9 protein-coding genes, 1 tRNA gene, 1 pseudogene and 2 riboswitches are annotated in these 11,888 nt (G+C 63.2%); of the genes and pseudogenes, 6 read left to right on the top strand and 5 right to left on the bottom strand.

From position 1 onward, the window contains the following. Positions 1–57: 57 nt before the first annotated feature. The 3 genes from gcvT to U5A65_RS15205 all read right to left on the bottom strand — a co-directional run bounded on the left by gcvT (position 58) and on the right by U5A65_RS15205 (position 3,393). Positions 58–1,176, bottom strand: a complete 1,119-nt coding sequence (gene gcvT, locus U5A65_RS15215; RefSeq protein WP_321946747.1) for a glycine cleavage system aminomethyltransferase GcvT — start codon at positions 1,174–1,176, stop codon at positions 58–60. Positions 1,177–1,265: 89 nt separating this feature from the next. Continuing rightward, a riboswitch (glycine riboswitch) is annotated at positions 1,266–1,402 on the bottom strand. A gap of 58 nt (positions 1,403–1,460) precedes the next feature. Beyond that, a riboswitch (glycine riboswitch) is annotated at positions 1,461–1,571 on the bottom strand. Between the two features lie 218 nt (positions 1,572–1,789). After that, positions 1,790–2,167, bottom strand: coding sequence for a hypothetical protein (locus tag U5A65_RS15210; protein WP_321907149.1), 378 nt, complete (start codon positions 2,165–2,167; stop codon positions 1,790–1,792). Between the two features lie 176 nt (positions 2,168–2,343). Next, a complete protein-coding gene (locus U5A65_RS15205) occupies positions 2,344–3,393 on the bottom strand; it encodes an oxidoreductase (RefSeq protein ID WP_321907147.1) in 1,050 nt (349 codons plus the stop codon). A 309-nt stretch (positions 3,394–3,702) separates the two neighbouring features. On the opposite strand from U5A65_RS15205, the gene U5A65_RS15200 reads away from it, so the two are divergent. Together U5A65_RS15200 and U5A65_RS15195 are read left to right on the top strand one after the other, a co-directional pair. Continuing rightward, positions 3,703–5,793 carry a UvrD-helicase domain-containing protein gene (locus U5A65_RS15200; RefSeq protein ID WP_321907146.1) on the top strand — a complete coding sequence of 697 codons (2,091 nt, stop codon included), beginning with the start codon at positions 3,703–3,705 and terminating at the stop codon, positions 5,791–5,793. A gap of 84 nt (positions 5,794–5,877) precedes the next feature. After that, positions 5,878–6,459, top strand: a complete 582-nt coding sequence (locus U5A65_RS15195; protein ID WP_321946746.1) for a hypothetical protein — start codon at positions 5,878–5,880, stop codon at positions 6,457–6,459. Between the two features lie 91 nt (positions 6,460–6,550). On the opposite strand, the gene U5A65_RS15190 is transcribed toward U5A65_RS15195, so the two are convergent. Beyond that, a complete protein-coding gene (locus tag U5A65_RS15190) occupies positions 6,551–7,474 on the bottom strand; it encodes a c-type cytochrome (RefSeq protein ID WP_321946745.1) in 924 nt (307 codons plus the stop codon). A 329-nt stretch (positions 7,475–7,803) separates the two neighbouring features. On the opposite strand from U5A65_RS15190, the gene U5A65_RS15185 reads away from it, so the two are divergent. The 3 genes from U5A65_RS15185 to U5A65_RS15175 all read left to right on the top strand — a co-directional run bounded on the left by U5A65_RS15185 (position 7,804) and on the right by U5A65_RS15175 (position 9,796). Further along, positions 7,804–7,879: transfer RNA gene (locus tag U5A65_RS15185), tRNA-Arg, on the top strand. A 210-nt stretch (positions 7,880–8,089) separates the two neighbouring features. After that, positions 8,090–9,007 carry a hypothetical protein gene (locus U5A65_RS15180; protein WP_321907121.1) on the top strand — a complete coding sequence of 306 codons (918 nt, stop codon included), beginning with the start codon at positions 8,090–8,092 and terminating at the stop codon, positions 9,005–9,007. Between the two features lie 45 nt (positions 9,008–9,052). Further along, the gene (locus tag U5A65_RS15175) at positions 9,053–9,796 is read left to right on the top strand and encodes a class I SAM-dependent methyltransferase (RefSeq protein WP_321946744.1); all 744 of its coding nucleotides are present in this window, start codon (positions 9,053–9,055) and stop codon (positions 9,794–9,796) included. Here U5A65_RS15175 and U5A65_RS15170 read toward each other — a convergent pair. Further along, positions 9,774–10,619 carry a glycosyltransferase family 2 protein gene (locus U5A65_RS15170; protein ID WP_321907118.1) on the bottom strand — a complete coding sequence of 282 codons (846 nt, stop codon included), beginning with the start codon at positions 10,617–10,619 and terminating at the stop codon, positions 9,774–9,776. The two genes, U5A65_RS15175 and U5A65_RS15170, sit on opposite strands and share 23 nt — an antisense overlap. Before the next feature lie 699 nt (positions 10,620–11,318). Between U5A65_RS15170 and U5A65_RS15165 the strand changes: the two are divergent. Then, positions 11,319–11,888, top strand: a pseudogene (locus U5A65_RS15165) (heme utilization protein); the annotation flags it as partial.

The raw sequence follows: 11,888 nt of genomic DNA, 5'->3' as shown, positions 1-11,888 counted from the left end.
GTTCGGTTTTTGTTGCTTGAAAGGGGAGTGCGTGCGCGGCGGCAGGATCCTCGCGGATCAGGCGGCGAGCACCTTGCCGTTGCGCACGAACGGCAGTTTTACCACGCTTGCGGGAAGGGCTTTGTCACGGATCTGCACCTGCACGACATCGCCCGGCTGCACGCCTTGCGGCACGCGTGCGAAGGCGATGGATTCCTGCATGCTCGGCGAGAACGTGCCGCTCGTGACCTCACCCTCGCCATGCGGCGTGAGCACTTTCTGGTGCGCGCGCAGCACGCCGCCGGCCTTGCCGTTTTCCTTCTGCAGGATCAGGCCGACGAAGGCCGAACGCGAGCCGTTCGCTTCCAGCACCGCACGGCCGACGAAGTCGCGCGGCTCCTTCATGTCGACGGTCCAGGCGAGGCCGGCGTCGAGCGGGGAGACGCCGTCGTCCATGTCCTGGCCGTAGAGGTTCATGCCCGCTTCGAGGCGCAGCGTGTCACGCGCGCCGAGGCCGCACGGCTTCACACCCTGGCGCTGCAGGGCGTCCCAGAATTCGCACACGGCGGCGTCGGGCAGCACGATTTCGAAGCCGTCTTCGCCGGTGTAGCCGGTGCGCGCGATCATCAGTTCGCCAAACGGCGTGGCTTCGATCTTCGCGGCGTTGAAGGGTTTGAGCGCTTCGGTGGCGCTGCGCGACGAGGGCGCGACCTGCCAGACCTTTTCACGCGCGTTCGGGCCCTGCACGGCGACGATCGCGAGATCGCGGCGCGGCGTGATGGTGAGGCCGAAGCCGCCTTCGGCGTTGAGCTTTTCGAACCACGCGATGTCTTTTTCGGCCGTGCCGGCGTTGACGACGGTGCGGAACTGGTCGTCGGCGAAGAAGTAGACGATCAGGTCGTCGATCACGCCGCCTTCGGGGTTCAGCATGCACGAGTACAGCGCCTTACCCGGCGTGGTGAGCTTGGCGACGTTGTTGGCGAGCGCGCGGGAGAAGAACTCGCGCGCCTTCGGGCCCGAAAAGTCGACGACACACATATGCGAGACGTCGAACATGCCGGCGTCGGTGCGCACGGCGCGATGCTCGTCGATCTGCGAGCCGTAGTTGACGGGCATGTCCCAGCCGCCGAAGTCGACCATGCGGGCGTTCAGCGCGCGGTGCGTGTCGTTCAGCGGGGTGCGTTTGAGTTCGGTCATGGGGCCTCAGGCGGTCGCGAATAGTCGCGCGAAAACGAAAAAGGCCATGCAGGAAGCGCCGCAGGCACGATGCCCGTGGTCGGTTCTTGCATGGCCCCTCTGTCCTCGGTACCTGAGAGATTGCGCCGTTGATGCTGGCGCGCGCCCCTTCGGTGGGCAGCCTGAACGCATTGGGGGAAATTTTCCGCCGCCGTTCGTTCTACTGCCGCTCTCCAGAGTTGCGGACTAATTAGCTGCTTCGCGTTATGTCGCGCAAAAAGCGCAAAGACGGCGAATCAGCGGTCCGGCGCGCACGGTCCTTTTGCCTGAGAGTTTGTGGGTTGCCCCTTCGGCGGCGCCGATTGCACTAGCGAAAACAAGCTAAGACAAGCGGCGCGCTCTCCCGGCGCGCGCAGCGATTGTGCGCGACGCCTCGGGGCTATGTCAATGCGGAATTCTGCGTGCGGCGCGGGTAGCGGGCCGTGAGCCGTGTTGGTATTGGCTTGCGCCCGGCGGCAGCACGCGTTGTGCGTCGCAGATTAAAAACGGGGGCGGTTCGAATGTGGACCGCAGCGGTGCACGAACCGCGAGCGCGGTCCGTGCCTGCAGGCCGGGGCGCCAACGCGTGTAATGCTTACTCGCCGATGGCGCGGGCGGCCGTGTCGAGTTCTTCGTTCAGCACGCGCTGCTCGTCGGGCGAAATGCCTCCGCCATGCTGTGCGGCCATGTCGTGCGCCTCACCGCGGATCGTTTCGAGGCGGTGATGGAGTGCGTTGCCCTGCGGCGGCGGGTAGTAGCCCTGATTCACGCGCATGTCGATGCGATGGCCCAGGTTGTCGATACGGCCATCGACCTGATGCAGGCGATCGACGGCGACTTCGTGCGCGCTTGGGCCCGCAGCGGGGCCAGGCGGCGCGGGGCGCGGCGCTGGCTGGTTCACCACGCACGCGGCGAGGGTCGAGACGAGCGCGCCAGCGGCGATAAAACGTAGCGCGTGGGTGTAGCGGGTCATTCAGACTCTCCTTTGTCTTGTCGTTGCAGCTTTTTGCCTGCACGTCTACAAACGTCTGGCTATTGCCGCGTGATGACCCGGCAGCGGCAACCAGATGTAACCATTTGTGTGGACCTTTCAGCAGCGTCGGCGCCATGCAAGGTCGACGCCGCCGCCGAAGGCGCAAGCCAGGGCGATCAGGACCGGCGCGCGAACGCCAGCGTGCGGCCTTCCTGCGCGCTTTGCATGGCGAGCTCGATGAGCGCCATGACGTCAATGGCGTCCTGCGGACTCACCGGGAACGGCTTGCCCTCGCGGATCGCGGCAGCGAGCGCGCGGTACAGGTCGGCGTAATTGCCGGCTGCGTTGGGCACTTCGATATCGGCTTCCTGGCCGTCGTCGCGCAGCACATGCAGGCGGCCGGCCTCGTTGCCCGCGCCGAATCCGGGCTGGCCCGGACGCAGGCCGTCCTTGAGCTGATCTTCCTGGGTGTCGAGCCCGTTCTTCAAATAGCTGCCGCGCGTGCCATGAATCGCAAAACGCGGTGCGTACGCGGCGAGCGCGCTGGCGTGCAGCACGGCGTCGTGGCTCGGATAGCGCAGCACGAGGTGGACGTAGTCCGGCGCGCTCGCGTTTTCGCGGCGCGTGTGGACGAAGGCGGTGATCGACTCGGGCGCGCCGAAGAGCGCGAGCGTCTGGTCGATCAAATGCGGGCCGAGATCGTAGAGCAGGCCGCCGCCGCGCGTGGCGTCTTCGCGCCAGCGCTGCTTGACTTGCGGGCGGAAGCGGTCGAAATGCGATTCGTAGTGCGTGACGCGGCCGAGTTCACCGCGCGCGATCAGCTCGCGCACGGTGAGGAAGTCGCCGTCCCAGCGGCGGTTGTGGAACGGCGCGAACACGAGGCCGCGCTGCTTCGCGATGGACGCGAGCGTGCGCGCCTCGTCGGCAGTGAGCGTGACCGGCTTGTCGACGAGCACGTGCTTGCCGCGCTCGAGCGTGCGGCGCGCGAGTTCGTAGTGCGTGTCGTTGGGCGTGGCGATCACGACGCATTCGATCGCGTCGATCGAGAGCAGCGCGTCGAGGTCGGGCACGATCGCGGCGTCGGGATAGTCGGCCTGGGCGCGCTCGCCCTGGCTCGTTGCGATGGCCGCGAGCTGCGCGGCGCCGCTATGCGCGATCACGGGGGCGTGGAAGGTCTGGCCGGCGAAGCCGTAGCCCATCAGGCCGATTTGCAGCGGTGCAGTCATTTAGCGCTTCCTTTTTCCAGCGAGTGCGGGTGGCGGGAGCCCGTTATTGTGGCACGGCGCGCAGAGCGTGCGGAACGCGGCGAGGGACGGATGGGCGGCGAAGCAAGGGACCAGGTGGCACAGCATGAGGGGCGGCATCGGCGTAACGCCGGCCGTGTTAACATCGCACCTCCCGCGTGAGAGGCCGCTGCGACGTTCGCACGCCTCGCGCCGTGCGGTTCGCCGTGCTTCGGCGGTTGTTGCCCGAAGCCACGGCGGCACGAATTCCCGCATCCCAGCCGTACCACCCGTTTTTCCAATCCAGCAACGATGTCCGCAGGCCTCAATTCCGCCCAGAACGAAGCGGTGCGCTATCTCGACGGTCCCTGTCTCGTGCTCGCCGGCGCGGGCAGTGGCAAGACGCGTGTGATCACGCAGAAGATCGCGCACCTCATCGAAGCGAAAGGCTTCGAGCCGCGCCATATCGCCGCCGTCACCTTCACCAACAAGGCCGCCGCCGAAATGCGCGAGCGCGTGGGCAAGCTGCTCGAAGGCAAGACGCTCACCACGCCCGGCAAGGAAGGCCGCAAGGTGCCGGCCAACCAGCTCACCGTCTGCACGTTCCACTCGCTGGGCGTGCAGATCCTGCGCCAGGAAGCCGAACACCTGGGCCTGAAGCCGCAGTTCTCGATCATGGATTCCGACGACTGCTTCGCCATGATCCAGGAACAGGTGGGCTCGACGGACAAAGGCTTCATCCGCAAGATCCAGTCGATCGTCTCGCTCTGGAAGAACGGTCTCGTGATGCCCGAGCAGGCGCTGGCCACGGCCTCGAACGAGGACGAGCACCAGGCGGCCATCGTGTATCGCAACTACATGGCGACGCTGCACGCCTATCAGGCCGTGGACTTCGACGACCTGATCCGCCTGCCTGCCGAGTTGTTCGCGAAGAACGAGCAGGTGCGCGACCGGTGGCAGAACAAGCTGCGCTATTTGCTCGTCGACGAGTACCAGGACACCAACGCCTGCCAGTACGAGCTGCTGAAACTGCTGGCGGGCCCGCGCGCGGCGTTTACGGCCGTGGGCGACGACGACCAGGCGATCTACGGCTGGCGCGGCGCCACGCTCGAAAACCTCGCGCAGCTCGGCAAGGACTTTCCGAAGCTGCACGTCATCAAGCTCGAGCAGAACTACCGTTCGACGGTGCGCATTCTCACGGCAGCGAACAACGTCATTGCGAACAACCCGAAGCTCTTCGAAAAGAAGCTCTGGTCCGAGCACGGCATGGGCGACACCATCACCGTCACGCCCTGCAACGACGAAGAGCACGAGGCCGAGTCGGTCGTGTTCCGGCTTTCGGCGCACAAGTTCGAGCGGCGCGCGCAGTTTCGCGACTACGCCATTCTTTATCGCGGCAACTTTCAGGCGCGCATTTTCGAGCAGGTGCTGCGCCGCGAGCGCATTCCCTACGTGCTCTCGGGCGGCCAGTCGTTCTTCGACAAGGCCGAGATCAAGGACATCTGCGCTTACCTGCGTCTGATCGCCAATCACGATGACGATCCCGCGTTCATCCGCGCGATCACCACGCCGCGCCGTGGCGTGGGCAACACCACGCTCGAAGCGCTCGGTTCGTTCGCGGGGCAGGCGAAGGTGTCGCTGTTCGAGGCCGTGTACATGGGCGGTATCGAGGCGCGGCTTTCGGCGCGCCAGGTCGAGCCGATGCGCGTGTTCTGCGACTTCATGCAGCGCCTCGCCGAGCGCGCGCATAAAGACCCGGCGACCGTCGTGCTCGACGAGCTCATGGACGCGATTCACTACGAGGCGTATCTGTACGACGCCTTCGACGAGCGCCAGGCGCAGTCGAAGTGGCAGAACGTGCTCGAATTCATGGAGTGGCTCAAGCGCAAGGGCACGAAGCCCGAGCAGGAGATCGGCGAAGACAGTGAGGCGACCGGCTACGACAACGCCGACGGTCTCGCCGACACCGGCAAGAACCTCATGGGCCTCATTCAAACTGTCGCGTTGATGTCGATGCTCGAAGGCAAGGAAGAGGACCCGGACGCCGTGCGGCTTTCGACCGTGCACGCGTCAAAGGGGCTCGAGTATCCGCACGTGTTCCTCGTAGGCGTGGAAGAGGGCATCATGCCGCACCGCGGCGGCTCGGAAGACGACGTGATCGACGAAGGGCGCATCGAAGAAGAACGCCGCCTCATGTACGTGGCGATCACGCGTGCGCAGCGCAGCCTGCATCTGAACTGGTGCAAGAAGCGCAAGCGGGCGCGCGAGACGGTGGTGTGCGAGGCGTCGCGCTTCATTCCGGAAATGGGCCTCGACGACGCGCCGCCGCCAACCGCCGAAGAGGCGCCGATGACGCCAAAGGACCGGCTGGCGAGCTTGAAGGCGTTGTTGCAGAAGGGGTGATGACCCTGACGTGCAGCGGGTGTTTGGTTTATTGGGACGCGGGCGGCAGTAGAGTGAACGCCCCTGTTCCGCTCGCTGCCGCCGATGGAAAACCCACTATTGCCGCATTACCGTCACGCGCTCGAGACGTATATCGACGCGAAGGACAACACGAAGCCCGCACGGATTCACGAAGCGTTCGCACCGGATGCAGAACTGACGTTCTCGCTGGCCACGCCGAATATCACGTTTCCGGCGCGTAGCGTTGGCGCAGAGGCGATCGCAAAGACGCTGGTCAGCGATTTCGGTGAGCGTTATTCGCGCTGCCGCACGTACTACCTTGGTGCGGCCGATGCACTCGTTGTTCGCGAGCGCACGATCGATGCGCTGCCCTGGCTCGTCGTGATGCGTGAGGACGCGGCAGGCGCGCTGCGCATCGGTCACGGCACCTATCGCTGGACGTTCGATGCGAACGACGCCGCGCCGCGCGTATCGGCATTCCACATTCACATCGCGCGGATGGACGTGATCGACGACCCGGATGGTGCGCGGCTCGAGCGGCTGCAAGACGGGTTGAGCTATCCGTGGCTCGCTGCTGGGGAGCTCGCCGCGCGTTACGGTGCGCTTGCGCAGGACGCGTCGGGTGCGTTCGAATTCGCGCTCGCATTTGCGCATCCCGTACGCTGACGCGCGACGGCCTTTCTATCGATGGATATAAAAATCCCCGCGCCGTATCGCTACGGGCGGGGATCGTTGCGCGCGCTGGCGCTGCGACGGCCTATTTCACCGAGCTGACCATGTAGTCGACGGCGGCCTTCACGTCGGCGTCCGACGCGGTCGAGCCACCCTTCGGCGGCATCTGGCCCTTGCCGTGCAGCGCATAGTTGTAGACGGTGTCCATCGAGTCCTTCAGACGCGGCGCCCAGTCGGCCTTGTTTCCGAACTTCGGCGCGCCCAGCACGCCCGCGGCGTGACACGCCTGGCAGACCTGCTGATAGAGCGCCTTGCCCGCCTGCGAAGCGTCGGCGCTTTGCGAGTCGCCGCCTGCCGCAGCAGCCGACGACGCTTGCGGAATGGCCGCGATCGCCGCCGCGGCGGCTTGCGCCTGGGCCGCGTTCGCATCGGCGCCCGATGCCTCTGCAACCGGCGCAGCGGCAGGCGCGGCCGAAGCGGCATTGGCCGCATTGGCGGCGCCCGGTGCGGGCTTGGGCGGGTCCTGGAAGTTCGCGCCGGCGTGGTTCGCCATATAGGCGACGGCCAGGCCGATTTCGTAGTCGCTGTAGTCGTCGGGATTCGTGCCGCCGCGCGGGGGCATCGCGCCCTTGCCCGAAAGCGCCGTTTTCCACAGCGTATCGAAGCCTTGCGCAATGCGCGGCGCCCAGTCGCCCGAATTGCCGAACTTCGGTGCGCCAGCGGCGCCGGACGTGTGACATGCGGAACAGACAGCCTGGAAGACCTGCTCGCCGGTCTTGTAGACGCGCGGCGCGTTCGCGTCGCGCACGTTGACTTGCGCGATGGGCGCGATGCGCGCGGCGACCTGCTGGGTCGAGAGTTCGTCGGTGCCCGCGCCGGTGCGCGTCGTGTTGTCGACGTAATACGCGAGCAGAATGATGATGACGATGGGGACGGCAAACCCGGCGATGACAGCGGCGATCAGCTGGCCGGGCGTTTTGATCGGGGCTCCGTGGGGTGCTTCGCTCATGCTTGTCTCGACTCCCGTTGGTTTTATGGTGAGCGGTACAGCAGGACGGCAATGGCCATGCGGCGGATCAAACACCGACGATTATAGACGGAAGGTTTTCCGGCTGGTGGGCGTGTGCGGGCGTAGTTCAGCGGGCGTTTACCCGAAGCGGGAGGGCTGGCGGGGCCACGCAGCGCACCTGTGCATAGTCGCCGTGCAATATGACCCCGAATAACCTGCAGCCAGGCCGCGCGGTGGACGGTTTAATCGAAACCGGTTATTCTCTCGGTCTCTCTTCGGCGCTGCTTTTTCCGGGTTCCTCGGTCAAACGGCGGCGCCAGCAAGTCAATGCGCCCGTAGCTCAATGGATAGAGTACTGCCCTCCGAAGGCAGGGGTTGCTGGTTCGATCCCAGCCGGGCGCGCCAAGAATCTACCGCTTTTCCCGCCCGTCGCTTCCCTCTTCAGATTTGCCGCTATCCGGCCTGCCGGGGAAGCTCGCTTGCGCTTGCGCATGGGTGCGGCGTCAAACGATGAATTACCGGTGAACTCGGTGCCAGCTTGGAGGATTGCGGCGCAAGGGCATGCCTTAGACTGCCCCGCAGCCCAATTGCATCCAGAACAGCGCCAGTTTGCCCATGTCCGATATCCACCCCCAGAGCGGGGACGCCACCCCGGAAGAAGCCGTCCCGCAGGAGTCGGTCGCGGCGACGAGCGTGCGGGCAATGAACAATCGCGTCTTTCAGATCTTTTATTCTCCGGAAACTTACGCGGGTCTCGATTCCGGCTTTCTCCCGCTCGACAACACGGGAGAGCGGCCAGACTGGTACGAATACTGGCCGATCAGACGTTTTCTGATGCGCGAATCGCTCGACGAAAACACGCGCTACGGATTTCTTTCACCCAAATTCGCCGGCAAGACGGGTTTGAGTTCCGCGCAGGTCATGCAATTTCTCGCGGAAACTCACGATGACGTCGATGTCGTGACGTTTTCGCCATTTTTCGATCACTCTGCGCTTTTTCTAAACGTTTTCGAGCAGATGAAGTTTCTGCACGCCGGGAGCGACGAAATCATCAAGCAGGCGCTCGCGCTGGTCGCGCCGGGCGTTGATGTCGATGGCGTCGTCATGAGCACAGCCAGCACGATTTTCTGCAATTACCTCGTCGCGAAGCCGGCGTTCTGGCGCCGCTGGCTGGAAAAATGCGAGCTTCTGTTCAATCTCGCGGAGGACGAAACCAGCGAGTTCGGCCGGCTGCTGAGCGGCGATGTCAAATACGACCACAAGGCTGCGCCGGCAAAGGTTTTTCTCGTCGAGCGAATCGCTTCACTGATCCTCGGGACTGAGCCGCAATGGAAAGTGCGCAGTTTCAACGGAATGAAACTGCCGTTTTCATACAACTCTCCGCTAATGGGCAATGCCCTGGATCTCGTCGCAATGGACGCGCTCAAACGCGCGGCCACGGAAACCGGGCATCCAGAATTCCTCACGGCCTTTTTCCTGATGCGAGCCAGTCTGCTCGATCGTCTTGCTGCCCAGCGCGCGGCGCAGGCCTAGTCCCCACACGCTATTCAATCCAGTCGCTCCTACGAGAGGTTCGCGGTGCAACCCGTTCAAGACATCCAGCAAACACCGATTAACGACATTCACAATGCCGATGTCCTTCATTTGATGCGCAAGGACGCCACCTGCGTGGCGGAGGTCGGATCCAGCAGCGGCGCGCTGGCACGCGCTTATCGCGAGATCAACGCCGATTGCCGCTACGTCGGGATCGAAATTGTCGAGGAATATGCGCAGGCATCCAGGCGCCATTGCACGGACGTGATTTGCGGCAACGTCGAAAAGCTGGACGACGAGACCTTCAGCGACCTTTCCTCGGCCCAAAGCTGGGTATTCGCCGACGCGCTCGAGCACCTGTACGATCCGTGGAAGCTTCTGAAGAAGATCAGGCAGAACGCGAGCGGTCCTGTGGAGGTGATCGCCTGTGTGCCGAACGCACAGAACTGGAGTCTGCAGACCTGCTTGAACTCCGGCCGGTTCATCTATCAGGACTTGGGGCTGCTGGACCGTACGCATATTCGCTGGTTCACGCGGCTAACGCTGATCGATCTGTTCCACTCGAGTGGATTCCAGGTCGTCGATATGCGCGCCCGCATCTTCCATCAGCCCGATCCTCAGGTACTGGCCGCCATTGGTCAGATGGCTCAAGCGACCGGCGTCGACCCGGAACAGGCGAAGCAGGACGCCATCGCGTTTCAGTACGTGGTCAAAGCGGTTGCCGAGCCGTTAGCCGATCAAGCGCCGCCGGCTCCGCGAGCCAAGGTCAAGCGTCGGAAGGCGGCGTAAATCGCCCGGCGAAATCAGTGAAGCCGATGCGCTGAACTTCGGCTTCCAGTTGGGGGTACCACGCCTCCAGCGAAGCGTCGGAGCAGTCGTTGCGATCGTATTCGGTCCACCAGCTATCGGGCCTGACGAATGCCTGGCCTGCATCGGCCGCGCCTGAGCGCTGCTTGAATTTGCGGAAAAACTCAAGGCTTTGGCAGGCGTAGTGATTGATCCGGAAATACTGGTGGGTGGGATCGTAAGGGGCCGCCCCCGTGGTTACCGGCCGCATGTTTTCATCGACGGTTCCGTATGGCGTGTTGAAAAGGTGGGCGTTGGGACCGACCGACGTATTTTGCCTTCCTCTCACGATGCTCTTGACGTGCCGGTTGGCCGGCGCGTCGAGGGCGAACCGGTGTCGGTAGTTCTTGACGATCAGGCCCGCGGGTTCGACAACGTGGCCTGAACTTCCAAAGCACGCCCAATACGCGCCGATTGCGGAAATCCTCTCGTAGTTGAATCGGTCGAGCGCCGCGCCGATCGTTGGGTCCGCAACCGGAAACAAAAACTCGTCCCCATCAATAAACGCAAGCCAGTCGCACTCGTGCCCGAAATTCTCATAGGCATGTTGATAGGCGCTGAGCTGGACGTGATTTTGATCCGTGGTAAGCGTGAACGACTTGATGTCGTAAAACTGGCCCAAAGTCTGCAATACCTGCGCCGTATCGTCGGTGCAGTTGTGGGCGTAAAAATAAAATTGGTTGAAACCGGCCAGGTGATGAAACGCAATCCATTCCGGAATCCAGGGAGCCCGGTTCTTTTGTATTGTGACAATTCCAGTGCGCATGATCGATCGCGTTATTCAACTGTAAGGTTGTGACTGCGCATTGCCGTCATCGATGACTCGTGCGGCGACACGTATTACTTACTGCGGTGGTAATTGGTAAGACTTACGGCGCGAAAATGACCTGAAGCCGGCGTTCCTGCGCGCCCGGCTTGGGCGGCCGCAGCAAATATATCGGAAATGGCAGGGCCGAACACGCCTTCGAAAGCGTGTCGAATCGACCTGGCATCGCATGGCGCTTGCCTTCGGCAATCGCCGCCGAACGGCCGCCAGTCATGCAGTTTCCCCTCTGAAAGCATCGATTTTCTCTGTTGAAACGTTTGCGCCGCTCCAATGCAAATTGTCGGCAGTGGTCATCTCATCGACATCCTTACCAATATTCTGAAGTTCTTACCAAATTTTTCTTCCAAACCCTTAACTCGCCCTGGCCGGTGCCGTTATGCACGGAGGCTGCACTCTAGCGCTGAGAGCTTGGGCAGTGGCCATTGTTTACAAAGGGCCGACACTTTTTGGTTTGGTGTGACTGTCGGCGGCAAAGGCTGCAGTTGGGCCACACGCGAACCTCACTGGATGCAATCGGAAGGAAAATAAAACATGACTTCGATCATCTCGTCGCTATCACCGACGCAGGTCGGGCAGCTGTCAACACAGCAATTTGCGACGTTTACTACGGCCGATGTCGCAGCACTGACAACAGCGGACATGAGCAGCCTCAGTTCGGGCCAGCTCAACGCGATCAGTGCATCGGCGATCGTTTCGCTTAGCAGCGCAGCGATCAACCAGCTTCACTCCGATCAACTTGCGGGACTGTCCACTTCGGCGCTCCACGCGCTGAAGACGAATCAGATCGCAGCGATCAATGCAAGCGCCATCGTCGGTCTTGGCACCGACGCGATCGGCACGCTGCAGACGTTCCAGATCGCCAGTTTGAGCACGGCTCAACTGTCGAATCTCACCTCGGCCCAGGTTGATGCGCTCAATAGCGCCGACATCAAGGCGCTGAGCACGAACCAGGTCGTGAACGGCCTGGGTTCGGCGGGCATCAAGGCGCTGACTTCCAGCCAGGTCGCACAGCTCAGCACGGCCGACCTGAACGCGCTGAACACGGCTGAAGTGCAGGCGCTGGGTTCGGCAGGCATCGGCCAGCTGAGCTCGTCGCAAGTGCAATCGCTGACCTCGACGGCGCTCAACGCGCTGACGACGTCGCAGCTGGCGACGCTGTCGGTGAACCTGCTGACGAGCGCACAGGTTTCGGGTCTGAGCACGGGCCAG

Source organism: Paraburkholderia sp. J10-1 (assembly GCF_905220165.1).
Taxonomy (GTDB): Bacteria; Pseudomonadota; Gammaproteobacteria; order Burkholderiales; family Burkholderiaceae; genus Paraburkholderia.
This window is presented reverse-complemented; position numbering and strand designations above follow the sequence as displayed.